Consider the following 25,120-nt stretch of genomic DNA (forward strand, 5'->3'; position numbering starts at 1 on the left):
CAACCTGCGGTGCTCGCGTTTCGCGGGGTCTCGCAGAACTCGCTTCGCTCAAACAGCTGCGAGCCCTGATCCGCGAAACGCTGCGCTCCTCGGCGCAGCCAGAGGGGCTTTGACACCGGGCGGGCCGTCGCTTCGCTCGGCCCGGCAGTTGCCGACAGCCCAATCCTGTGTTCGTGCTCGGGTTGGTGCTCGTAAGCACATCTGCACCCGCGCGTGCGCTTGCGCTCATGTTCCAACCAACGTCGCGACCAATCCCAGCCGCAGCAGGCGCAAAGCGCCTGCTGCGGCTCACTGGCCGAGCGAAGCGATGGCCTGTTGGTATCCCAATCCCTTCTGTATGCGCCGAGGAGCGCAGCGTTTCGCGGATCAGGGCTCGCCCTTGTTTGAGCGAAGCGAGTTTGGGCGAGACCCCGCGAAACGTGAGCACCGCAGGTTGCCCGTAGCGAAGCGGAGGGACGCAGACAGCAGGGTCGCCTTTCTTTTGCCTACGTTTCTTTGGCGAAGCAAAGAAAAGTAGGTCGGCCGCCGGGCCGAGACCCGGCCCCGGAACAAAAACCAGCCCAGAGCGTTTCAAGCCACCACCCACATCAAAGTAGCGAGCGGCGGCAAGCTGACAACAACCGAATCCGCCTTCCCATGCCACCCCACCGGAGAACTCTCGACAACCCCGTTCCCAACCCCACTCCCCCCATACACAACCCCATCCGTATTGATGACCTCCCGATACGAACCCGCACAAGGCACCCCCAACCGATACCCAAGCCGAGGCACAGGCGTGAAGTTGCAAACCACCACAACAACCCCCCCATCCCGAGCCCGCCGAACAAACGCAAACACCGACTGCGCCACATCGTCATGCACCAACCACTCGAACCCAGCCCCCTCGTGGTCCAGCTCATGCAAAGCAGGAAAGTGCCGATACACGTTGTTCAGATCGCGCACCAACCGCCGCACCCCCTGATGCCCCGCATGCTCAAGCAAGTGCCAGTCCAGCCCCCGATCCGCATTCCACTCCGCGTACTGCGCAAACTCCCCTCCCATGAACAGCAGCTTCTTCCCCGGATAAGCCCAGAGGTACCCATATAGGTTGCGCAACCCCGCGAACTTCTGCCATTCGTCCCCAGGCATGCGCCCGATCATCGACCCCTTGCCGTGCACCACTTCGTCATGCGACAGCGGCAACACGAAGTTCTCGCTGTGCGCGTACATCAGCCCGAAGGTGATCTGCTGGTGATGGTGCTTGCGATAGACCGGATCGGTCCCCGCATACGCCAGCGTGTCGTTCATCCACCCCATGTTCCACTTGTAGTGAAACCCCAGCCCGCCGTCTTCCGGCGGTCGCGTCACACCCGGAAAGCTCGTCGACTCTTCGGCAATGGTCACAGCCCCCGGACGCTCCACGCCCACCACGCGGTTCATGCGGCGAAGGAAATCGATGGCCTCCAGGTTCTCGCGCCCGCCCTGCGCATTCGGCACCCACTCGCCGGCCTTGCGGCTGTAGTCGCGGTACAGCATCGACGCCACCGCATCCACGCGCAGGCCGTCCACGCCGTAGCGCTCCAGCCAGTACAGCGCATTGCCCACGAGGTAGTTGCGCACCTCCGTGCGGGCGTAGTTGAAGATCAGCGTCTGCCAGTCGTTGTGGAAGCCCTCGCGCGGATCGGCGTACTCGTACAGCGCGGTGCCGTCGAAGTTGCCCAAACCATGCGCGTCGGTCGGGAAGTGCGCGGGCACCCAGTCGAGGATCACGCCCAGCCCCGCGGCATGCGCGGCTTCGACGAAATGGCGGAAGTCGCCGGGCGTGCCGAAGCGCGAGGTCGGCGCATACAGGCCGATGGGCTGGTAGCCCCACGAGCCGTCGAAGGGGTGCTCGGTGATGGGCAGCAGTTCGATGTGCGTGAAGCCCATGTCGCGCACATAGGGCACGAGCGTGTCGGCCAGTTCGCGGTAGTCCAGCCATTCCTGGCCGTGGTGCTTGCGGCGCCACGAGCCCAGGTGCACTTCGTAGATGCTGATCGGAGCCTCGCGCGCATTGGCTTCGGCGCGCCCGGCGGGCATCGGCACGGGCGCGGGCAGCGGCGCCACGACGCAGGCGGTGCCGGGGCGCAGCTGCGACGAGAACGCGAAGGGGTCGGCCTTGCGCAGCACCTCGCCGCGCGACGACAGGATCTCGAATTCGTAGCTGTCGCCGGTCGCCACGTGCGGCGCGAAGATCTCCCACACGCCGCACTCGCGGCGCAGCCGCATCATGTGGCGCCGGCCGTCCCAGTTGTTGAAGTCGCCGACCACCGACACGCGCCGCGCATTCGGCGCCCAGACCGCAAAGGCCACGCCCTTCACGCCGTCGATCTCGCGCAGGTGCGCGCCCAGCCGCTCCCACGGCCGCAGGTGCGTGCCCTCGGCCAGCAGCCACACGTCGGTCTCGCCGAGCACGAACGGAAAACGGTACGGGTCTTCGAGCCGCGAGGCGTGCCCGTTCTCCCAGTCGACCTGGAACGAGTAGCCCATGCGCGCCTCGGCCGCGGGCACGAGGCCGCTGAACAGGTCGGAGCCCTCGTGCCGCGCAAGGATCGACAGCGGCCAGCCGGTGCGCGAATGCACCACGGCCACCTGCCGCGCGCCGGGCATCAGCGCGCGCACCTCGAGGCCGTCGGCGGTCTCGTGGGGGCCGAGCACGGCGAACGGGTCGCCGTGCTCGGCGCGCATCAGCGCCTGGATGTCGGCAGCTTGGAGGAAAGGAGAAGGTGGCATGGGGTTCAGCGTCCTCCTGCTTCGGCAGGCGTGCCGAAGCACACGCCATAAGGCGCCAATGTCAGCAGGGGCTTTGGAGCGGCGGTGACCGTTGCGGTCGGCGCGAGCGGGTGGCCGGCCAGCGGCACCAGCGGCTCGGGCAGCGGAATCGACACCGGTTCGCTCCCCGTATTGAAGATCGTATGCAGCACCGCGTCCCCGTCGCTGCGCACGATGTGCAGCAGCGGCGCGGGCGCATCGACGAACGCCAGCGCGCCCGTGCGCAGCAGCGGCTGGGTGCGCCGCCAGTGCAGCAGCGCGCGGCTGAAGGCGAGCATCGAGCCGGGGTCAGCCTCCTGCTGCGCGACGGCCAGCGGCAGGTGGGCGCCGTCCACCGGCAGCCAGGGCGTGCCGGTGCTGAAGCCGGCGTTAGGCGCGTCGGCGGTCCAGGGCATCGGCGTGCGGCAGCCGTCGCGGCCCTTGAACTCGGGCCAGAAGGCGCGGCCGTAGGGGTCCTGCAGCAGTTCGAAGGGCACGTCGGCCTCGGGCAGGCCGAGCTCTTCGCCCTGGTAGAGGCTGGCGCTGCCGCGCAGCGCGAGCAGCAGCGCGAGCCAGAGCCGATCGCGGCGGGTGTCGGGCGCGGCGCCGTCGCTCCAGCGCGTGGCGACGCGCGGCACGTCGTGGTTCGACACCGCCCAGCAGCCCCAGCCGCCCGTCACGGCCAGTGCGGCGTCGAGCGATTCGACCTGGTGGCGCAGGTGCTTGGGGCTGTGGTCGGCCGTGAGCAGGCTGAAGCTGTAGGCCAGGTGCAGGCGCTTGCCGAGTTCGGTGTACTGGGCCATGACGGGCGGTGCGTTCTCGTCGCCGACCTCGCCCAGCGCGACCGCGCCGTAGCCGTCGAGCAGCCGGCGCAGGCGCTCGAGGAACACGAGGTTCTCGGGCTGGCTCTTGTCGTACAGGTGGACCTGCATCGCATACGGGTTGTCGGCGCGCACGGTGCTGACCTCGCCCATCGACTCGACCGTGGCGGGCGGGTTGTCGCGCAGCAGCGCGTCGTGGAACTGGTGGTTGCAGGCGTCGAAGCGAAAGCCGTCCACGCCGCGCTCGCACCAGAAGCGCACCTCGCCGAGCAGCGCGTTCTGCACGGCGGGGCAATGGAAGTTGAGATCGGGCTGCTCGGCGAGAAAGCTGTGCAGGTAGTACTGCCGCCGGCGCGAGTCCCACTGCCAGGCCGAGCCGCCGAAGACCGAGAGCCAGTTGGTGGGCGGCGTGCCGTCGGGCTGGGGGTCGGCCCAGACGTACCAGTCGGCCTTGGGGTTGTCGCGCGAGCTGCGGCTTTCGACGAACCACGCGTGCTGGTCGGAGGTGTGCGAGAGCACCTGGTCGATGATGAGCTTCAGGCCCAGCGCATGCATGCGTGCGCGCATGGCGTCGAAGTCGGCCAGCGTGCCGAACAGCGGATCGACGGCGCGGTAGTCGGCCACGTCGTAGCCGAAATCTTTCATGGGGGAGCGGAAGAAGGGCGAGACCCAGACCGCGTCGACGCCCAGGCGGGCGACGTGGTCGAGCTTCGACGTGATGCCGGGCAGGTCGCCCACGCCGTCGCCGTTGCTGTCCATGAAGCTGCGCGGGTAGATCTGGTAGATCACCGCGCCCCGCCACCATTCGCCGTTGCTGCCGCTCATGCCTGCCCCTGTGGTCGAAATTCATTGTGGCATGCGAAATCCGGGCCAGCGGTACGCTGTGGCAGGCGGGCGCCGCGCGGAAGTGGGTAAATTCAGCAGGGCGGGGCGCTGCCGCCCCGACCCCCGACCGATGACCACCGACGACACCGCTTTCCCCCCCTCCGCCCCACCCATCGGCCTTGCCGCGCTCGAACGCCGGCTCGCCCAGGACCTCGACTACCTCGGCTGGCCCGCCCGCGCCTGGGTACCGCCGCGCCAGGTCGACGGCGAACCCGTGCTCGACGTGGCCATCATCGGCGGCGGCCAGGCCGGGCTGGCCGCGGCGGGCGCGCTGGCGCAGCAGGGCATCCGCGCGGTGGTCTTCGACCGCGCGCCGGCCGGGCGCGAAGGCCCCTGGGCCACCACGGCGCGCATGGAAACCCTGCGCTCGCCCAAGGAGCTCACGGGCCCGGCGCTGGGGTTGCCCTCGCTGACCTTCCGCGCCTGGTTCGAAGCCCAGTTCGGCACCGAGGCCTGGGCCGCGATGGACAAGATCCCGCGCCTGCAGTGGATGGACTACCTGGTCTGGTACCGCCGCGTGATGAGCGTGGACGTGCGCAACGACACCGCTGTTACTGGCTTGCAACCGTTGCCCGACGCCAGCGCCGTGCGCCTGGACCTGCGCACGCCCGAGGGCGAGCGCCGCGTGCTGGCGCGCCGCGTCGTGCTGGCCACCGGCCGCGACGGCCTGGGCGGCCCGGCCGTGCCCGCCTTTGTCGATGGCCTGCCACGCGCCAAGTGGGCGCACTCCTCCGACGAGATGGACTACGCGCGCCTGAAGGGCCTGCGCGTGGGCGTGGTCGGCGCGGGCTCCTCGGCCATGGACAGCGCCGCCACGGCGCTCGAGGCCGGCGCGCACAGCGTCGAACTGCTGATCCGTCGGCCCGACCTGCCGCGCGTCAACAAGGGCAAGGGCGCCGGCGTGCCGGGGCTCACGCAGGGGCACTACGACCTGCCCGACGAACTGAAATGGCGCATCCGCCACTACATCAACGTGCTGAACGTGCCGCCGCCGCACGGCAGCACGCTGCGGGTGTCGCGGCACGCCAACGCTTTCTTCAACTTCGGCTGCCCCATCCTGTCGGTGGCGCCGCAGGGCGAGGCGCTGCGCGTGACCACGCCCAAGGGCGACTTCGAGTTCGACTTCTTGATCGTGTCGACCGGTTTCCAGGTCGACTGGGCCGCTCGCCCCGAATTCGCGGGCATTGCCGCGCACATTCGTACCTGGAAAGACCGTTTCACGCCCGCGCCCGGCGACGAAGACCGCGAACTGGCCGATTCGCCCGACCTCGGGCCGGCCTTCGAATTCCAGGAAACCGCGCCCGGCGCCTGCCCGGGCCTCGCGCGCATCCACTGCTTCTGCTACCCGGCGGCGCTGTCGCACGGCACGGTGTCGGGCGACATTCCCGCCATCAGCGACGGCGCACGGCGCCTGGCGGCGGGGCTTGCCAGCCTGTTCTACCGGGAAGACGCGGCCCACCACTGGGCGAATCTGGAGGCCTACAGCGAGCCGGAACTGTTCGGCGACGAGTGGACGCCCGCCCCGCCGCCGCAGGAAAGGGCCTGATTCCGGCATGGGGCCCGGGGGACGATCACGCACGGCGCGATAATCCGCCTTCCCGGCCGCCGTCGAGCCGGGCCCTGCCGAGATGTCATGAACCCCAGCTACAAACCCAGCGACGTCGAGTCCGCTGCCCAGGCGCAATGGCGCGCCGCCGATGTCTACCGTGTCACCGAGGACGCGAGCCGCAAGAAGTACTACGCCTGCTCGATGCTGCCGTACCCGAGCGGCAAGCTGCACATGGGCCACGTGCGCAACTACACGATCAACGACATGCTCACGCGCTACCTGCGCATGAGCGGCTACAACGTGCTGATGCCCATGGGCTGGGACGCCTTCGGCCTGCCGGCCGAGAACGCGGCGCTGAAGAACGGCGTGCCGCCGGCCAAGTGGACCTACGAGAACATCGCCTACATGAAGGGCCAGCTCCAGGCCATGGGCCTGGCGATCGACTGGAGCCGCGAGATCGCCACCTGCGATCCGAGCTACTACAAGTGGAACCAGTGGCTGTTCCTGAAGATGCTCGAAAAGGGCATCGCCTACCGCAAGACCCAGGTCGTGAACTGGGACCCGGTCGACCAGACCGTGCTGGCCAACGAGCAGGTGATCGACGGCAAGGGCTGGCGCACCGGCGCCACGGTCGAGCGTCGCGAGATCCCCGGCTACTACCTGAAGATCAGCGACTACGCCGAAGAACTGCTCGAGCACACCCAGCACAAGCTGCCGGGCTGGCCCGAGCGCGTCAAGCTGATGCAGGAAAACTGGATCGGCAAGAGCGAAGGCCTGCGCTTCGCGTTCACGCATGACATCCGGGACGCGAGCGGCAAGCTCATCCAGGACGGCCGCATGTACGTGTTCACCACGCGTGCCGACACCATCATGGGCGTCACCTTCTGCGCCGTCGCGCCCGAGCATCCGCTGGCCGCGCACGCCGCCACGCTCGACCCGAAGGTCGCGGCCTTCATCGAAGAATGCAAGGGCGGCGGCACGACCGAGGCCGAGCTCGCCACGCAGGAGAAGAAGGGCGTGCCCACGGGCCTGACCGTGAAGCACCCGATCACCGAGGAGCAGGTGCCGGTGTGGGTGGGCAACTACGTGCTCATCGGCTACGGCGACGGCGCCGTGATGGGCGTGCCCGCGCACGACGAGCGCGACTTCGCCTTCGCCAACAAGTACGGCATCGAGATCATCCAGGTCGTGCTGGTCGACGACGAGCCGCACTTCGACTATCACAAGTGGCAGGACTGGTACGGCGACAAGCAGCGCGGCGTGACCATCAACTCCGACAACTTCAGCGGCATGACCTACAAGGAGGCCGTGGCCGCCGTGGCGCATGCGCTGGGCCAGAAAGACCTGGGCGAGCTGCAGACCACCTGGCGCCTGCGCGACTGGGGCGTGAGCCGCCAGCGCTACTGGGGCACGCCGATCCCGATCATCCATTGCGAAGAACACGGCGCGGTGCCGGTCCCCGAAAAGGACCTGCCCGTGGTGCTGCCGACCGACTGCGTGCCCGACGGCTCGGGCAACCCGCTGGCCAAGCACGAAGGCTTCCACGCCGGCGTGGTGTGCCCGGTGTGCGGCAAGGCCGCGCGGCGCGAGACCGACACGATGGACACCTTCGTCGATTCGTCGTGGTACTTCATGCGCTATTGCGACCCGACCAACGACAAGGCCATGGTCGCCGAGGGCGCGGACTACTGGATGCCGATGGACCAGTACATCGGCGGCATCGAGCACGCGATCCTGCATTTGCTGTACGCGCGCTTCTGGACCAAGGTCATGCGCGACCTGGGCCTGGTGAAGGCCGACGAGCCCTTCGCCAAGCTGCTCACGCAGGGCATGGTGCTCAACCACATCTTCTACAAGCGCAACGAGAAGGGCGGCAAGGACTACTTCCCGCCGCTCGAAGTCACGGCGGTGCTCGACGCGCAGGGCCGCATCACCGGCGGCACACTGGCCGACGGCACCAAGGTCGAGTACGGCGGCGTGGGCAAGATGGGCAAGAGCGAACGCAACGGCGTCGACCCGCAGGACCTGATCGAGAAGTACGGCGCCGACACCGCGCGCCTGTACACCATGTTCACCGCGCCGCCCGAAGCCACGCTCGAGTGGAACGACGCGGCCGTCGAGGGCAGCTACCGCTTCCTGCGCCGCGTGTGGAACTACGGCGTGGCCCAGGCCGACGTGGCGCCCGTGGCGCTCGCCGGCCAGAGCTTCGGCAAGCCCGCCCAGGCGCTGCGCCGCGAGGTGCACACCGTGCTGCGCCAGATCGACTACGACTACCAGCGCATGCAATACAACACGGTGGTGTCGGGCGCGATGAAGCTGCTCAACGCGCTCGAGGGCTTCAAGTCCGACGGCAGCGCGGGCGACGCGGCCGCCGCGCGCGAGGGCTTCGGCATCCTGCTGCGCTGCCTGTACCCGGCCACGCCGCACATCGCGCACCAGCTGTGGCAGCAGCTCGGCTACGACAAGGCATCGGGCGACCTGCTCGACGCCCCCTGGCCCGTGGTCGACGTGGCCGCGCTGGCGCAGGACGAGGTCGAGCTCATGCTGCAGGTCAACGGCAAGCTGCGCGGCAAGCTGCTGGTGCCCGCCGGTGCCTCGAAGGACGAGATCGAGCGGCTGGCGCTCGCCTGCGACGACTTCGTCAACTTCGCCGAAGGCGCGCCGGCCAAGCGCGTGATCGTGGTGCCCGGGCGCCTGGTCAACGTGGTCATCTGAACCCGACACTGCAGAACGACGGAAACGACAGACGCATGAACATTCGCAATGCCTCGCAGCCGCGCCGCGGCTTTCTCCTGGGCCTCGGCGTGGCAGGCGCTTCGCTGGCCCTGTCCGGCTGCGGCTTCGCGCTGCGCAAGGCGCCGAACTTCGCGTTCAAGACGCTGTCGCTCGAAGGCAATACGGCGCTCATCAACCAGCTGCGGCGCGAGTTGCGCGCGGCCGGCAACGTGACGCTGGTGCCCAAGGAAGAGGCCAGCACCGCCGACGCCGTGCTGGTCGTGCTGGGCGAGGACCGCGACCGCTTCGTGATCTCGACCAACTCCGCCGGCCTGCTGCGCGAATTGCAGCTGCGCCTGCGCGTGCGCTTCAGCCTGCGCACGCCGGGCGGCAAGGAATTGCTGCCCGCGTCCGAGGTCTCGCAGACGCGCGACCTGAGCTTCAACGAAACCAACGCGCTGGCCAAGGAAGGCGAGGCCGACCTGCTGTTCCGCGACATGCAGGCCGACATCGCGCAGCAGCTGATGCGCCGGCTGGCCGCGGTGCAGTCCCTGTAAGCGTCGCTTCCGTTCTTTTTTCAATGCAACTTGCCAGTGCCCAGCTCGGCGCCCACCTGCAAAAGGGCCTGAAGCCGCTTTACACGATCCACGGCGACGAGCCGCTGCTCGCGCAGGAGGCGGCCGATGCCATCCGCGCCGCCGCGCGCGCCCAGGGCCACACCGAGCGCAGCTCGTACACCGTGGCCGGCGCGCACTTCGACTGGAGCGCGGTGCTGGCGGCCGGGGGCTCGCTCTCGCTGTTCGCCGACAAGCAGATCGTCGAGATCCGCATTCCTTCGGGCAAGCCCGGCAAGGACGGCAGCGTCGCCCTGCAGCAGCTGGCCGAGGGCGCGCCCGGCAACGACAGCACGCTCACGCTGGTGATGCTGCCGCGCCTGGACAAGGCCACGCGCACCGGCGCGTGGTTCTCGGCGCTGGAGAACAACGGCGTGAGCATCCAGGTCGACCCGATCGAGCGCGCCGCGCTGCCGCAGTGGATCGCCCAGCGCCTGGGGCTGCAGAACCAGCGCGTGATGCCCGGCGACGAAGGCCAGCGTACGCTGCAGTTCTTTGCCGACCGCGTCGAAGGCAACCTGCTTGCGGCGCACCAGGAAATCCAGAAGCTCGCGCTGCTGCACCCGGCGGGCGAGCTGAGCTGGGAGCAGGTCGAGGGCGCCGTCAACAACGTGGCGCGCTACGACGTGTTCAAGCTCTCCGAGGCCGTGCTGGCCGGCAACCCGCAGCGCGTGGCGCGCATGCTCGACGGCCTGCAGGCCGAGGGCGAGGCCGAGGTGCTGGTGCACTACACGATCGCCGAGGACATCCGTGCCCTCAAGCGCGTGAAGGACGCCATGGCCGCCGGCCGCCCGCTGCCCATGGCGCTGCGCGAGAACCGCATCTGGGGCCCGCGCGAGCGCGCCTTCGAGCGCGTGCTGCCGCGCCTGGACGACCGCATGCTGACCCGGCTGCTGCGCGCGGCCCACCTGGTCGACGGCATCTGCAAGGGCCTGAAGCAGCCCGACTGGCCCGCCAGCGGCTGGCAGGCGCTGCAGCGGCTGGCGCTGATGCTGTGCCGTGCCTGCAGCACGGCTGCGGCACCGCGTCGCGCCTGACCCGGGCTTTTTCCAGCGAACACCGCGGAACCGGCTTTGCCGGGCCGCTGGTGTTGCCCCCGGCGAGGGGGTTGGAGAAGCGACACGAAGTGCGCGAAGCCTGGGGGAGATTCCAAATGCTGGAAAATGTCCGCTATGAACGCGTTCAACGTCAGCGAGCACATGCAGACCCTCGGTCTGCAAGCCAAAGCCGCTGCATTCCTCATGGCCCGTGCGGATGCAGCTACCAAAAACAGAGCACTGAAAGCGCTGGCCCGGCGCCTGCGCGAAGCCGGCCCCGCGCTGGCTGCCGCCAACCAAAAGGACCTGGAGCGCGCCACGGCCGCCGGCCTGTCAGCCCCGATGGTCGACCGGCTCAAGCTCACGCCCAAGGTCCTGGAGACCGTGGCCGAGGGCTGCGAGCAGCTGGCCGGCATGGCCGACGTGATCGGCGAGATCATCGGCATGAAGCAGCAGCCCAGCGGCATCCGCGTGGGCCAGATGCGCGTGCCGATCGGCGTCTTCGGCATGATCTACGAGAGCCGTCCCAACGTGACCATCGAGGCCGCGAGCCTGGCGATCAAGAGCGGCAACGCCGCCATCCTGCGCGGCGGCTCGGAAGCCATCGATTCGAACAAGGCGCTGGCACTGTTGGTGTCCGAGGCGCTGGCCGAAGCCGGCCTGCCGGTCGATGCGGTGCAACTGGTGCAGACCACCGACCGCGAGGCCGTGGGCCAGCTCATCGCCATGCCCGAGTTCGTCGACGTGATCATTCCGCGCGGCGGCAAGGGCCTGATCGAGCGCATCAGCCGCGACGCCAAGGTGCCCGTCATCAAGCACCTGGACGGCAACTGCCACGTCTACGTGGACGACACGGCCGAGTTCGACATGGCGCTGCGCATCGTCGACAACGCCAAGACCCAGAAATACAGCCCCTGCAACGCCGCCGAAGGCCTGCTGGTGGCGGCTTCGGTGGCCGACCACTTCCTGCCCGAGATCGCCGCCATCTTCGCCGCCAAGGGCGTCGAGATGCGCTGTGACCCGGCCGCCGCCGCGATCCTGCGCGCCAGTGAAGCGCACCATCCGCAGGCGAAGATCCTCGATGCGGTCGAGTCCGACTGGTCCGAGGAGTACCTGGCCGCCGTCATCAGCGTCAAGGTGGTGGCGGGGCTGGACGAGGCCATTGCGCACATCAACCGCTACTCGAGCCACCACACCGACGCCATCGTCACGCGCGACCACATCAACGCCCAGCGCTTCCTGCGCGAGGTCGATTCGGCCAGCGTGATGGTGAATGCGAGCACGCGCTTCGCGGACGGTTTCGAGTACGGGCTGGGCGCCGAAATCGGCATCAGCACCGACAAGTTCCACGCGCGCGGCCCGGTCGGCATCGAAGGCCTGACCTCGCTCAAGTACGTGGTGCTGGGGCAGGGCGAAGTCCGCGGTTAATCGGGGTCCGAAGGGCCGGGGCCATCGGGCCGGCGGCGCGGCGAGGCCCGTGCCGCGGTGTTCTTGCAACGTGTGTTGTGGATTGGGGTGCTTTGTTCTCTTTGGCTGCTTGTCATTGGGCGCGCCATCCCCAAATCCTACAATTCCACTCCACCTTTAAGCACAAAACCAACAAGGCCGCTGCATGGTTCCGCATCTCGTCACTGCCCTGACCGGCCCGATCAACGAACTGGAGCAGCGGGTGCTCGACTCGATGCCCGCCATCGAGCGCTGGTTCCGCCTCGAGTGGATGGAGCACACGCCGCCGTTCTACAGCGCCGTCGACATCCGCAACGCGGGCTTCAAGCTGGCTCCGGTCGACACCAACCTGTTCCCGGGTGGCTGGAACAACCTCACCAAGGAAATGCTGCCGCTGGCGGTGCAGGCCGCGCAGGCGGCCATCGAGAAGATCTGTCCGGAAGCGCGCAACCTGCTCGTCATTCCTGAAAACCACTCGAAAAACACCTTTTATCTCGCCAACGTCGCGCAATTGGTGCGCATCTTCCACATGGCGGGCCTCAATGTGCGCATCGGCTCGATCGATCCGGCCATCAAGTCGCCCAAGAAGATCGAGCTGCCCAACGGCGAGACCGTGACGCTCGAGCCGGTGGTGCGCTCCAAGCGCCGCCTGGGCCTGAAGAACTTCGATCCCTGCACAATTTTGCTCAACAACGAGCTTTCTGCAGGAACGCCCGGCATCCTCGAAGACCTGCACGAGCAGTACCTGCTGCCGCCGCTGCACGCGGGCTGGTCGGTGCGCCGCAAGAGCAACCACCTGCACAGCTACGAAGAGCTGTGCAAGCGCTTCGGCAAGCTGCTGGGCATCGACCCCTGGCTGATCAACCCGATCTACGCGCGCGCCGAAGGCGTCGACGTGGCCGAGGGCCGCGGCATCGACGTGCTCACCAGCCATGTGGATGCGGTGCTCACCAAGGTGCGCCGCAAGTACAAGGAATACGGCATCAACGAGAAGCCCTTCGTGGTCGTCAAGGGCGGCCACAGCGGCAGCGGGAGCCCGGGCGTCGTGACCGTGCGCGACGCCAAGGAGGTCGAGGCGCTGATCGGCAAGTCGCGCACCGCCACCTCGTCGCCCGCCAAGACCAGCGCCGGGCGCGACCTGCGCGAGCCCACCGAGCTGATCGTGCAGGAGGGCGTGCTCACCAACGAGCGCGTGCACAACGGCGTGGCCGAGCCGGTGGTCTACATGATGGACCGCTACGTGGTGGGCGGCTTCTACCGCGTGCACGCCGAGCGCGCCGCCGACGAGAACCTCAAGCAGCCGGGCGCCAGCTACGTGCCGCTGGCGTTCTCGGAAAGCGCGCAGCTGCCGCAGCCGGGTGCCAAGCCCGGTGCCAGCGCCCCCAACCGTTTTTACATGTATGGCGTGGTGGGCCGTCTGGCCATGGTCGCGGCCAGTTACGAGATGGAAGCGACCGATCCGGACGCCGAAATCTACGAATGAGCGGCGGGGGCGGGTTGCGGCGTCGGCGGGCAACGGCAAAATAGCGGCCCCACAGCAACGGAACCAAAAGGGCGGAGGGATGCGCGGCGCGGCCGCGGCACCCCGGCGTGACTGACGCGTCGATCATTGCGAGCCAACCTTTTCCCATCGACCCCCGTGTCAGCCCCCAAAAACATCTCTGCCGGCCTCATCGTCGGCGCCATCGGCGTCGTCTATGGCGACATCGGCACCAGCGTTCTCTATGCGGTCAAGGAAGTCTTCGGTCACGGCCATGTGCCGTTCACCGTGGAGAACGTCTACGGCATCCTGTCGATGTTCTTCTGGACCCTCACGGTCATCGTCTCCATCAAGTACGTCGTGCTCGTGCTGCGCGCGGACAACGAAGGCGAGGGCGGCCTGGTCGCGATGCTCGCGCTGGCCTCCCAGGCCGTGGCCGACAAGCCGAGGCTGCGCCAGCTGCTCCTGATCGTCGGCATCTTCGGCACCTCGCTCTTCTACGGCGACGGCGTGATCACGCCGGCCATCTCGGTGCTCTCGGCGGTCGAGGGCCTGGAGGTGGTGTCGCCGCACTTCAAGCACTACGTGATCCCGATCACGCTGGTCGTGCTGTTCTGCCTGTTCGCGGTGCAAAAGCGCGGCACGGCGGGCATCGGCAAGTTCTTCGGCCCCGTCACGCTGGCGTGGTTCGCGGCCATCGCCGTGCTGGGCGTGTGGCAGATCGCGCACCACCCCGAGATCATCAAGGCGCTGAACCCCTGGTACGCGCTGAAGTTCATCTGGGACAACCCGGGCACCAGCTTCATCCTGCTGGGCGCCATGGTGCTGTGCGTGACCGGTGCCGAGGCGCTGTACGCCGACCTGGGCCACTTCGGCAAGAAGCCGATCCGCATCGCGTGGTTCTCGGTCGTCATGCCGGCGCTCACGCTCAACTACCTGGGCCAGGGCGCGCTGCTCCTGGAGAACCCCGAGGCCGTGAAGAACCCGTTCTTCATGATGGCGCCTGAATGGGCCCTCATTCCGCTGGTGCTGCTGGCCACGCTCTCGACGGTGATCGCCTCGCAGGCGCTCATCACCGGCGCCTTCAGCGTCACGCGCCAGGTGATCCAGCTGGGCTACCTGCCGCGCCTGAACATCGAGCACACCAGCGTGCGCACGGCCGGACAAATCTACATCCCGCTGGTCAACTGGGGCCTGTTCGTGGCCATCGTGATGGCGGTCGTGATGTTCCGCACCTCGAGCAGCCTGGCCGCGGCCTACGGCATTGCCGTGACCACCGACATGCTGATCACCACGATCCTGACCTTCTTCGTGATCCGCTACGCGTGGAAGCTGCCGCTGGCGCTGTGCATCGCCTCGACCGCGATCTTCTTCGTGGTCGACTTCCTGTTCTTCGCCTCGAACCTGCTCAAGCTGTTCGAAGGCGGCTGGTTCCCGCTCCTGATCGGCGGCGCCGTGTTCACGCTGATGGTCACCTGGAAGGAAGGTCGCCGCCTCATGGGCGAGGCGCAGCATGCTGACGCGATCGACCTGAAGTCGTTCCTCGGCTCGGTGTTCATGAGCCCGCCCGCGCGCGTGGACGGCACGGCCGTGTTCCTCACGGCCGAACCGGGCGTGGTGCCCAACGCGCTGCTGCACAACCTCAAGCACAACAAGGTGCTGCACGAGCAGAACATGTTCGTCACCGTGCGCAACCACGAGGTGCCCTGGATTCCGATGGACAAGCGCATCGAGATCGAGGCGCTGGGCAACCACTGCTGGCAGGTGATCGTGCACTACGGCTTCAAGAACGACATCGACCTGCCGCGCGCGCTCGACAACGCACGCATGCGCGGCTGCCAGCTCGAGCCGATGACGACCAGCTACTTCCTCTCGCGCGATGTCGTGATCCCCACGCTGGGCAGCGGCATGGCGCCCTGGCGCGAGAAGCTCTTCGCGCAGATGCACCACAACGCGAGCGGCGCGGCGGCCTTCCTGGGCTTGCCGAACAACGCCGTGGTCGAGCTCGGTTCCAAGATCGAGATTTAGGCTCGCCCCCAGGCTACGCGCACTTCGTGTCGCTTCGCCAACCCCCTACCGGGGGCAACACCTGCGGCCCGGCAAAGCCGGTTCCGCGGTGTTTCTGGCGAAGAGATGTCGCGGGCAGAATCGCGGCATGCGATTCTTCAAGGACCTGAGCCTTTCGGCCTTCACCGCGGGCTTCGTCGCCGTGCTCGTGGGTTTCACGAGTTCGGTGGCCATCGTGTTCCAGGCCGCCCAGGCCTTCGGGGCCACGCCCGAGATGGTGGCCTCGTGGATGTGGGCGCTGGGCATCGGCATGGGGCTGGCCTCGGCGCTGCCCTCGCTGTGGTGGCGCAAGCCCGTCATGATCGCCTGGAGCACCCCCGGTGCGGCCGTGCTGGCCGTGGCCGGCGCGGGCTACGGCATGGGCGAGGCGGTGGGCGCCTTCATCGTCTGCGCGGTGCTGATCGTGCTCGCGGGCGCCACGGGCTGGTTCGAGCGCGTGATGAACAAGATCCCGATGGCCATCGCCTCGGCGTTGCTGGCCGGCGTGCTGGCGCGCTTCGGCATCTCGGCCTTCACGGCGGCGCAGACCGCGCTGCCGCTGGTGCTGCTGATGCTCGGTACCTACCTCGTGGGCAAGCGCCTGCTGCCGCGCTACGCGGTGCCGCTCACGCTGCTGGTGGCCATCGCCTTCACGGCCGCGCGCGGCGAGCTGGCGTGGTCCTCCGTGCACTTCTCGCTCACCTGGCCGGTGTTCACGGTGCCGGTGTTCACCTGGCAGGCCATCGTGAGCCTGGCGCTGCCGCTGTTCGTCGTGACCATGGCCTCGCAGAACCTGCCCGGCGTGGCGGCGATCCGCGCCAGCGGCTACAGCGACCTGCCGGTCAGCAAGCTCATCACGATCAGCGGCCTTGCCACGCTGGTGCTCGCGCCCTTCGGTGCCTTCGCGCTCAACCTGAGCGCCATCACGGCCGCCATGTGCATGGGCCGCGAGGCGCACGAAGACCCGGCGCGGCGCTACACGGCGGCCGTGAGCTGCGGCGCCATCTACGTGGTGATCGGCCTGTTCGGTGCGGCCGTCACGGGCCTGCTCACGGCCTTTCCGAAGGAGCTGGTCGCGGCCATCGCCGGGCTGGCGCTGCTGGGCACCATCGGCGGCGGGCTGGCGGCGGCGGTGCGCGACGAGGCCCACCGCGAGGCCGCGCTCATCACCTTCCTGGTCACGCTCTCGGGCGTGACGCTGGCCGGCATCGGCTCCGCCTTCTGGGGCGTGGTGGCCGGCGCGGTGGCGCTGGCGGTGCAGCAGGTCGGCCGCGCACGGGCGCAGGTGCCCGTTGAAAAAGCCCCGGCCGGCAAGGACATCGCCGCTTCCGGCAACATGCCGCCAGAAACCCCCTCCACAGCCGCCGCTCCCGGCGCCGGAAAGAACGCCTGATGAAAAACATCCTCTTCGTCGCCGACCCGCTCGATCACTTCAAGATCTACAAGGACACGACCTTCTCGATGATGCGCGAGGCCCAGCGCCGCGGCCACCGCATCGCGGCCTGCCTGCCGCAGGACATCCAGTGGACCTCCGGCGGGCGCGTCTCGGCCGTGGTGCAGCAGATCACGCTCACCGGCGACGCCAAGGACTGGTACCACGTCGACATCATCGAATCGAAGGCGCTGAAAGACTTCGACGCCGTGCTCATGCGCAAGGACCCGCCCTTCGACGCCGAGTACATCTACTCGACGCACCTGCTGCAGCAGGCCGAGCGCGAGGGCGCGAAGGTGGTCAACTCGCCGCGCGCGCTGCGCGACCACCCCGAGAAGCTCGCGATCATGGAGTTTCCGCAGTTCGTCACGCCCACGCTGGTCACGCGCAGCGCGCAGGCCGTGCGCGACTTCCATGCCGAGCACGGCGACATCATCCTCAAGCCGCTCGACGGCATGGGCGGCATGGGCATCTTCCGCGTGAAGCAGGACGCGCTGAACCTCGGCTCCATCGTCGAGACGCTCAACAAGGACGGCGCCGAAACCATCATGGTGCAGCGCTTCGTGCCCGAGGTGACGCAGGGTGACAAGCGCATCCTGATCATCGCGGGCGAGCCGGCGCCCTTCGTGCTGGCGCGCATTCCGCAGGGCACCGAGGTGCGCGGCAACCTCGCGGCCGGCGGCAAGGGCGTGGCCCAGCCGCTCACGGCGCGCAACCGCGAGATCGCCGAAGCGATCGGCAAGGTGCTGGCGCCGCGCGGGCTGCTGCTGATCGGGCTCGACGTGATCGGCGACTCGGTCACCGAGATCAACGTGACCAGCCCGACCTGCTTTCAGGAGATCACCGAACAGACCGGCTTCGACGTGCCGAAGATGTTCATCGATGCGCTCGAGGCGCACCTGGCCTCGGCCTGATCAGAAGTCGACCGACGCCGACAGCGTGAAGGTGCGCGGCGCGCCCAGCACCAGGTAGCCGTTGTTCGGGTAGCCGCCCACCGAGGCCCAGTAGTTGCGGTTGGTCAGGTTGTCGATGCGCGCGCGCAGCGTCACCAGCTTGCCGGCCACTTCGGTGAGGTAGCGCGCGCCGACATCGAAGCGCGTCCAGCCGGGCACGCGCAGCGTGTTGGCGGCGTCGGCGTAGCTCGGGCCCGTGGACACCACGCGGCCGTCCAGCGACAGGCCGCGCACGCCCGGCACGTCCCATTCCACGCCCAGGGTGCCTTGCGTCTTCGCGATGCCGATGACGCGGCGGCCGTCGGTCGTGGCGTCGCCCGTGGCGCGCTGCTTGGCGTCCAGGAAGGTGATGCCGCCCATCAGGCGCACGCCCTTGGCCGCTTCGCCGAAGGCGGTCAGCTCCAGGCCTTGGTGGCGGTCGCGGCCTTCGGCCACGTAGTAGCCGGCGCTGTTGACGAGCGCGCGCGGCTTGTCGGTCGTGAAGAAGGCCAGGCCGCCGCCGATGCGGCCGCCGTCGAACTTGATGCCGATCTCTTTCTGTTTCGACACATAGGGCGACAGCTGCGTGCCCGCGTTGCGCACGGCGCCGCCGGTCGACACCGTGGGTGCGGTGTCGCCCTTGCTCAGGCCCTCGATGTAGTTCGCGTACAGCGACACCTGCGGCTGCAGCTTGAACACGAAGCCGGCCATCGGGCTGGTGCGGCTCTTCTCGTACGCGGTGGGCTTGCCGGTGTCGTAGGCGAAGTCGGTGCTCTCCAGCTTCTGGCGCCGCACGCCGAGCGTGAGCTGCGCGCGGTCGTCCAGGAACGACAGCGTGTCGCCGATCGCCAGGCTGCTCAGGCGCGTCTGCGTCAGCAGCGCGGGGTTGTCCATGTCGTTGCCGCGGAACGCGCTCGCCGTGTAGGCCGGGATCGGGTAGCCGACGGGCGCATACAGGTTGGTCTTCAGGGGGTTGAAGAAATCCCACTTGTAGGCGTTCTTCTCCTTGAGCTGGTAGTAGGAGTACGAGGCCACCACCGTGTGGTTCACCGGGCCGGTCGTGAACTTGCCGCGCACGCCGGCTTCGGCCGTGCGGGTGCTGTCCTGGCGCTGGTTCTCGAAGCGCGACATGTTGCCCATGCCGAGGTTGTTCGTGAGTGTGAGGCCGGCCAGCGCATTGCCCTCGTGGCTCTTGCGCGCGCCGCCGGCGATCCAGGCCGTCACGTTGTCGGTGAGGTCGTACTCGCCGCGCAGCGAGCCGAAGGTATCGCGCTCGTTGGAGTAGGTCCAGGGCTGCGCGTAGTTCAGCTGGTTGTCGGGCGCCGACGGCACGCGCGTCACGCCGGCGCCGAGCGTCACGTTCGGGCGCGTGCGCGAGAGGCGATGTTCCTGGTGGCCGATGTCGGCCGAGATGCGCGCGTTGCGGCTGCGCCAGTCGAAGCCTACCGAGGCCACGTCGAGCTTGACCTGCTCGGCGTTCACGCCGGTGCCGCCGTCGCGGTGGGCCGCGTTCAGGCGCACGCCCAGGCTCTGGTCGGGCCCGAAGCGGCGCGCGATGTCGGTCGACACATAGCTCTGCGAGCCGCTGGCCGTGCCCAGCGTGACCTGCGTCAGCGGGTCGTTCGGCGCGCGCTTGGGCAGCAGGTTGATGTTGCCGCCGATGCCGCCGCCGGTGGGCGTGGCGCCGTTCAGGAAGGCGCTTGCGCCGCGCAGCACCTCGACGCGCTCGAACAACTCCGACGAGATGTACTGGCGCGGCAGCAGGCCGTACAGGCCGTTGTAGGCGATGTCGTCCGAATTCACCACGAAGCCGCGGATGAAGTACGACTCCTGGAAGTTGCCGAAGCCGCGCGCCACGCGCACCGAGGGGTCGTTCTGCAGCACGTCGGCCACGCTTTTGGCCTGCTGGTTCTGGATCAGCTCGTGCGTGTAGCTGGTGCTGGAGAAGGGCGAATCCATCATGTCCTGGTTGCCCAGGATGCCCACGCGCCCGCCGCGCGCCACCTGCCCGCCCGCGAAGGGCTTGGTGAGGCCTTCGGCCGAGGCGTCGGCGCTGGCTTCGACGGTGACGGTGCTCAGCGTGCCGCTGGCGGGGGCCGCCGGTTCTGCGGGCGGCGTCTGCGCCAGCGCCGTCAGGGCGTGAAGGGCCAGCAGCGAGGCGGCCACGGTCGGGCGGAGAAAGAAATGGGGAGCGGGCATGAAAGATCGACCGGATGCAAATGAGAACAGTTATTGTTCATTGTTTGCACTCACTCATCGATACTTTCTTGCGCTGTTGCAAAAAAGTGTCAGCCAAAAGACTGAATTTCGGGCCTCAGCGCGGCATCCGTTGCCCGTCCACGAACACATGCAACTCGCCCGAGGCGAAGGGCGTCCAGGTCTCGTTGGTGGTGAGCGGCGCCGTCACCACCACGGCCACGCGGTCGGTGGGCGTGGTGTGCTGGGCGAAGTCGATCTCCAGGTCTTCGTCCGAGAGCTGCGCCGTCACGAAAGGGTGGCGGCGCTCCACGTACCAGAGGTTGGTGGAGGCATGCGCCCACAGCGCCTGCCCGTTCGACAGCATGAAGTTGAAGGTGCCGTGCGCCGCCAGCTGCGGCGCCAGTTCGCGCAGCGTGAGCGTGAGCTCCTCGACGCTGGGCACGCCCGCGTGCGACTTGGCCAGCTCCTGCATGATCCAGCAGAAGGCGTGCTCGCTGTCGGTGTTGCCCACCGGGTGGAAGTTGCCGTGCAGGCGCGGGCGGAAGTCCTTCAGGTCGCCGTTGTGGGCGAACACCCAGTAGCGGCCCCACAGCTCGCGCACGAAGGGGTGGCAGTTCTGCAGGTTGACCTCGCCCTGCGTCGCCTTGCGGATGTGCGCGATGACGTTGCGGCTTTGAATGGGGTAGCGCCGGATCAGCTCCGCCACCGGCGACTCGCAGGCCGGCTGGTGGTCGACGAAGTGGCGCAGCCCGCGGTCCTCGAAGAACGCGATGCCCCAGCCGTCGGCATGGTGGTCGGTGCGGCCGCCGCGCTGCGCGAACCCCGTGAAGCTGAAGGTCACGTCGGTCGGCGTGTTGCAGTTCATCCCTAGCAATTGGCACATGGCTGTGATTAGACCGCGATTTGCGATCGGTCGCGGCGGCCTTCTTCGGTGGGGTTTCATGCGAGGATCGCGAGTGGCTGTATCGGACTCACACGCAGACTAGGCAAAGCCACCTACCCAAATACACCGGTCCGAAGGAGCGACCTTCTTACATGAGTTTTGCGATACCTGACTTTTCTCGCAAGGCAGTCACCCGTGCCGGTGCGACGCTCATCGATGACGAGGCTGCGCCAGGCGCTAAGGCGGATGCCCTCGCCCTCATAAATCATTGGCGTGCCTGCCATGCCTACCCTGTCAACACGTTTCAAGCGACCCTCCGTGCGCGGCTCAAGCGACAGGGTATGCAAGAACTCGTCGCTACCCGCCTGAAGCGCATTCCGTCAATAACGAAGAAGCTGCGTGACAACAAAGGGATGATGCTGGCGCGTATGCAAGACGTCGGGGGACTAAGGGCCATCGTCGACAACATCGATGCTGTGCGTCTCTTGGTGGAAATGTATAGCGACAAAAGCCTATCGCATCGCCTTGTAGGCACTGATGACTATCTAGCTGATCCAAAAAAATCAGGGTATCGATCAGTCCACCTGATCTATAAATATGCCAATCCTGCAGCGCCGGCGTATGACGATCTTTCGCTCGAACTTCAAATCAGAACGAAGCTCCAGCATGCATGGGCAACTGCTGTAGAAACGGTTGGCACGTTCCTAAACGAAGCGCTGAAGTCCAGTGAAGGGCCTGATGAATGGCTTGCTTTTTTCAGGACTGCGAGCGCCGCTTTCGCATTGTCAGAAAGCTGTCCTGTGCACCCCGATTTCGCGGGAATGCGTCCTATCGACGTTGTGCGTCAATGTGTTGATCAAGAGCGACGGCTGGACGTTCGACGCAAGCTGCAGCAGTTCTCGCTAGCGGCGCGAGCGATCAGCACACAGAAGGTAGGGGGCAGCTACCACCTCATCGTTCTTGATGCCATTGAACGGAATGTCACCATTGAGTCGTTTGGGCAACTCCGTCTAGAGGAGGCAAATGCTGCATATGCACGAGCTGAAGAACAAGCAGCTAATTCCAATGAAGCCGTCCAACCGGTACTTGTTACCACCTCTTCGGTCAAAGCACTTCGCCGTGCATTTCCCAACTATTTCCTAGATACCCGTGCGTTTACTGCAGGACTTAGCAAGTTAGAAAAGAGTTTTGGCGTGGCCCGGTAACTGCCCGAGACCATGGTGAATCGTTGAGCGATTCGTGATCCTTGGTGATTTCTCTTGTAGCGGCGCAAGGCCTCTCGCCGATGCGGCGGTCGCAGGTCTGAGCATCAGCATGTCAAAGCGCGGACTCGGCTAATTGCGAAACATCCAGGCGGGCCGAGTTTCGAAGCTAGCAACGATGATCCGTGAGACGCGGCAGGCACACGGTCGTTGATTGCCTGCCAGAGTTGATCGGCCGGTAAAGTAATGGGATCGTGCTTCAGGGTTTGGGGGAGGCGGCCGCGGCGGGCAGCCGCAGCCAGCCGAGCACGCGTTCGGTGCCCAGCTGCGTGCGCCCCTCGGCGGTGAGCGCCAGCGGCAGGCGCTCGCGCGAGCTGCCGAAGGGCCCGGGGTTCTGCTGCACGATCTCGAGCGCGTCGGCGTCCACGCGCGACACGATCGCCACGTGGCCGTAGGGATTGAAGAGCCACGGCGCGAACACCACGATGTCGCCCACGGCCGGCGCACTCGCGCCGCCGTTGTGGTGCTGCACCAGGTTGCGCGCCGTGTTCAGCGCGCCGTCCGCCACGGCCGCGTCGAAGAAGGCCTTGGCATGGCCGCGCGCCTCGGGCATGCGGTGCTGGTGCCGCTCGTAGTAGTAGCGCTTGACGAACTCCACGCACTGCCAGCGCAGGCCGATGTTGTAGCCATCGGGCGCGAGGCTGCGGCCGTCGACGTGGTTGATCGCGCCGTTGTAGTACACCGGCACGCCCTCGAACTGGTCGATCACCTCGCCGGGCGCATGCGTCGGGTTGACGTTGAAGCGGCTCGCGGCCCACAGGCCGAGCAGGGCGACGAGGACGAGGGCAGAGAGAACGACGGCGGTGCGGCGAGTGATGAAACGGGGCATGGACTCTGAAGCAGGACGCGCGGCCACGGGCCGGCAGCGACGAGCTTAGTCCATGCGAACGTCTCAGAGCCCGTGCAACGCCGCCATCTCGCCAATCAATTCACGCTGGAACGCATCGAAGCGTGCCGACGGTTGCTGCAGCCCGAAGAAGTCGCTGAACGGGTCTTCCACCTCGGTGCGGTGACCCGACAGTTCTTCCACCACCGCCAGCCCGCAGAAGGGCACGCAGGCTTCCGAATAGCCGCCCTCGTGCACCACCACCACGCGCCCGTCGCAGTGCTTCGCGGCCAGCGCGTTGACCTGTCGCATCATCTGGCGGAACGACTCGGGGTGCAGCTGCATGCGCGCCAGCGGATCGACGCCGTTGGCGTCCAGCCCGCTCGCCACCACGATCAGCTCGGGGCGGTAGCGGTCGATCACCGGCGTCACGATGCGCTCGAAGGCGTGCATGTAGGCCGCGTGCCCGCCGCCGGGCTGCAGCGGAATGTTGACGTTGAAGCCCAGCCCCGCGCCCGTGCCGCGGTCTTCGGCGCCGCTGTAGCCGGGCGGGAAGCAGTTCTCCTGGTGCAGCGACAGCGTGAGCACGTCGGGGCGGTCGTAGAAGATTTCCTGCGTGCCGTTGCCGTGGTGCACGTCCCAGTCGATCACGGCCACGCGGCCCAGGCCGTGGCGCGCCTTCATGGTCTCGATGGCCACCGCGATGTTGTTGAACAGGCAAAAGCCCATGCTGTGCTCGCGCAGGCAGTGATGCCCCGGCGGGCGCGTGAGCGCGAAGGCGTTGCGGTGGCGGCCCTGCAGCACGCTGTCCATCGCGGCAATGGCCAGGCCAGTCGAGAGCTTCGCGATCTCGTAGCTGCCCGGGCCGAAGGGCGCGACCTCGCCCAGGTCGCCACCGCCGGCGTCGCTGGCGGCCTTGAACTTCTGCAGGTAACCGGCGGGGTGCACGCGCTGCAGGTCTTCTTCGCTGGCCATCGGCGCGCTCAGCATGTCGAGCTGCGCGCTGAGGCCCGACACGTCCATCAGCGACTTGATGCGCCGCTTGGAGTCGGGCGATTCGGCCATGCCGCTGCCGGCCATGGGCTGCACCCAGCCGCCCACCGGCAGGAACAGGGCATGCAGTCCACCGGGCACGTGCCAGAAGGTGCGTTCGTCGTGAAAGAAGGCGGTGGTCTTCATGCGGTGCGTCCTTGTTGCGTGGAGGGAGGAAGAGGTGCGGAAAGCGAGGCTTCGTCGCGCGGCGGCGGATGGCGCTGCACGCTCAGGCCGCGCCAGCCCCAGCGTTCGCGCGCCAGCCCCCACAGGCCGCGCGGTGCCAGCAGCATGACCGCAATCGCGATGCAGCCCATCGCGATCAGGTACCAGCCGCCTGACATCGCGAACCAGGTGTTGAACAGCTCGCGCAGCCCGAAGTAGATGACGGTGCCGATCAGCGGCCCCTCGATGGTGCCGATGCCGCCGATGATCACGATGAACATCGCCGTCACCACCCAGTTGATGTCGAAGGCCGAGTCGGGCGAGACGAACATCGTGCCCATGAAGTGCGCCCCGCCGGCCAGCCCGAAGCCCAGCCCCGACAGCACGAAGGCGATGAAACGGTTGCGCCACACGTTCACGCCGATGCTGGTGGCGGCCAGTTCGTTGTCGCGCACCGCCATCAGGCCCAGGCCGAAGGGCGAGCGCATCAGCAGGTACACGCCGGCCACCGCTGCCAGGCCGATGGCGCCCGAGATCCAGAACGCGTTCTGCTGGAAGGTCTCGGCCTCCACCAGCCGCACCGCCTGCAGCGGCACGCCCGACTCGCCGCCGAACAGCGGGAACTTGGCGACCAGCAGGCGCACGATCTCGGCCAGCACCCACATGCCGATCGAGAAGTAGGCATCGCGCAGGCGGAACATCAGCGGCGCCACCACTGCGGCCAGCAGCGCACCGCCCAGGCCTGCCACGGGCACCATCCAGTAGGGCGAGATGCCCAGCCGGTCGGAGGCCACGAACAGCAGGTAGGCGCCGATGCCGGCAAAGGCCTGGTGGCCCATCGACACCAGCCCGGTGTAGCCGGCCAGCAGGTTCCACATCTGGGCCATGGCCAGCGTGATCAGCACCTCGCTGAGCAGGCGCAGCAGGCCGCCGTCGGCCACGGTGGGCGCGAAGGCGATGGCAAGGGCCGCGGCGGTGAAGCCGATCCAGGGGGCGAGGGACGGATGGCGCATCGAAGTCAGTGATC

General features: G+C 67.6%; 17 protein-coding genes. 10 read left to right on the forward strand and 7 right to left on the reverse strand.

All coding sequences use genetic code 11. The features are described 5' to 3' along the window. Nucleotides 1–570 precede the first annotated feature (570 nt). Together glgB and AC1RAD_RS01455 are read right to left on the reverse strand one after the other, a co-directional pair. Nucleotides 571–2,751, reverse strand: coding sequence for a 1,4-alpha-glucan branching protein GlgB (glgB, locus tag AC1RAD_RS01450; protein ID WP_492733525.1), 2,181 nt, complete (start codon nt 2,749–2,751; stop codon nt 571–573). A gap of 5 nt (nt 2,752–2,756) precedes the next feature. Continuing rightward, nucleotides 2,757–4,415, reverse strand: coding sequence for an alpha-amylase family glycosyl hydrolase (locus tag AC1RAD_RS01455; RefSeq protein WP_492733527.1), 1,659 nt, complete (start codon nt 4,413–4,415; stop codon nt 2,757–2,759). Between the two features lie 130 nt (nt 4,416–4,545). Between AC1RAD_RS01455 and AC1RAD_RS01460 the strand changes: the two genes are divergently transcribed. From AC1RAD_RS01460 to gshB, 9 genes are all read left to right on the forward strand, one after another. Next, nucleotides 4,546–6,021 (forward strand): FAD-dependent oxidoreductase, encoded by a 1,476-nt coding sequence (locus AC1RAD_RS01460; RefSeq protein WP_492733529.1) that lies wholly within the window; start codon nt 4,546–4,548, stop codon nt 6,019–6,021. A gap of 87 nt (nt 6,022–6,108) precedes the next feature. Further along, nucleotides 6,109–8,739 carry a leucine--tRNA ligase gene (gene leuS, locus AC1RAD_RS01465; RefSeq protein ID WP_095949735.1) on the forward strand — a complete coding sequence of 877 codons (2,631 nt, stop codon included), beginning with the start codon at nt 6,109–6,111 and terminating at the stop codon, nt 8,737–8,739. Between the two features lie 35 nt (nt 8,740–8,774). Further along, the gene (locus AC1RAD_RS01470) at nt 8,775–9,296 is read left to right on the forward strand and encodes an LPS-assembly lipoprotein LptE (RefSeq protein WP_062477729.1); all 522 of its coding nucleotides are present in this window, start codon (nt 8,775–8,777) and stop codon (nt 9,294–9,296) included. Between the two features lie 23 nt (nt 9,297–9,319). Continuing rightward, nucleotides 9,320–10,390 carry a DNA polymerase III subunit delta gene (gene holA, locus AC1RAD_RS01475; protein WP_062477727.1) on the forward strand — a complete coding sequence of 357 codons (1,071 nt, stop codon included), beginning with the start codon at nt 9,320–9,322 and terminating at the stop codon, nt 10,388–10,390. Nucleotides 10,391–10,525: 135 nt separating this feature from the next. Next, a complete protein-coding gene (locus AC1RAD_RS01480; protein ID WP_492733531.1) occupies nt 10,526–11,818 on the forward strand; it encodes a glutamate-5-semialdehyde dehydrogenase in 1,293 nt (430 codons plus the stop codon). A 184-nt stretch (nt 11,819–12,002) separates the two neighbouring features. Then, entirely contained in the window at nt 12,003–13,319 is a 1,317-nt protein-coding gene (gshA, locus tag AC1RAD_RS01485; RefSeq protein ID WP_062477724.1) for a glutamate--cysteine ligase, read from the forward strand. Between the two features lie 156 nt (nt 13,320–13,475). Further along, nucleotides 13,476–15,344: a potassium transporter Kup gene (locus AC1RAD_RS01490; RefSeq protein ID WP_159273598.1), complete on the forward strand. Its 1,869-nt coding sequence runs from the start codon at nt 13,476–13,478 to the stop codon at nt 15,342–15,344. Nucleotides 15,345–15,471: 127 nt separating this feature from the next. After that, complete coding sequence (locus AC1RAD_RS01495; RefSeq protein WP_492733533.1) at nt 15,472–16,755, forward strand: benzoate/H(+) symporter BenE family transporter; 1,284 nt, start codon at nt 15,472–15,474, stop codon at nt 16,753–16,755. Further along, complete coding sequence (gene gshB, locus AC1RAD_RS01500; RefSeq protein ID WP_062477716.1) at nt 16,755–17,708, forward strand: glutathione synthase; 954 nt, start codon at nt 16,755–16,757, stop codon at nt 17,706–17,708. Before AC1RAD_RS01495 ends, gshB begins: the two co-directional genes overlap by 1 nt. Here gshB and AC1RAD_RS01505 read toward each other — a convergent pair whose 3' ends face one another. Continuing rightward, a complete protein-coding gene (locus AC1RAD_RS01505) occupies nt 17,709–19,925 on the reverse strand; it encodes a TonB-dependent receptor (RefSeq protein WP_492733535.1) in 2,217 nt (738 codons plus the stop codon). Nucleotides 19,926–20,040: 115 nt separating this feature from the next. Then, nucleotides 20,041–20,808, reverse strand: coding sequence for a class II glutamine amidotransferase (locus AC1RAD_RS01510; RefSeq protein ID WP_062477710.1), 768 nt, complete (start codon nt 20,806–20,808; stop codon nt 20,041–20,043). A gap of 152 nt (nt 20,809–20,960) precedes the next feature. On the opposite strand from AC1RAD_RS01510, the gene AC1RAD_RS01515 reads away from it, so the two are divergent. Then, complete coding sequence (locus AC1RAD_RS01515) at nt 20,961–22,013, forward strand: RelA/SpoT-related domain-containing protein (RefSeq protein ID WP_492733537.1); 1,053 nt, start codon at nt 20,961–20,963, stop codon at nt 22,011–22,013. 256 nt (nt 22,014–22,269) lie between these two features. Here the strand turns inward: AC1RAD_RS01515 and AC1RAD_RS01520 are convergent, their stop codons facing one another. The 3 genes from AC1RAD_RS01520 to AC1RAD_RS01530 form a co-directional block, all read right to left on the reverse strand. After that, nucleotides 22,270–22,899, reverse strand: coding sequence for a CHAP domain-containing protein (locus AC1RAD_RS01520; protein ID WP_492733539.1), 630 nt, complete (start codon nt 22,897–22,899; stop codon nt 22,270–22,272). Between the two features lie 63 nt (nt 22,900–22,962). Next, nucleotides 22,963–24,075, reverse strand: a complete 1,113-nt coding sequence (locus tag AC1RAD_RS01525; RefSeq protein WP_492733541.1) for a class II histone deacetylase — start codon at nt 24,073–24,075, stop codon at nt 22,963–22,965. Further along, nucleotides 24,072–25,106, reverse strand: a complete 1,035-nt coding sequence (locus AC1RAD_RS01530; protein ID WP_492733543.1) for a branched-chain amino acid ABC transporter permease — start codon at nt 25,104–25,106, stop codon at nt 24,072–24,074. The genes AC1RAD_RS01525 and AC1RAD_RS01530 overlap by 4 nt, the downstream gene beginning before the upstream one ends. Nucleotides 25,107–25,120: the final 14 nt, after the last annotated feature.

It is taken from the genome of Variovorax sp. GW823-FHT04B03, assembly GCF_058796495.1.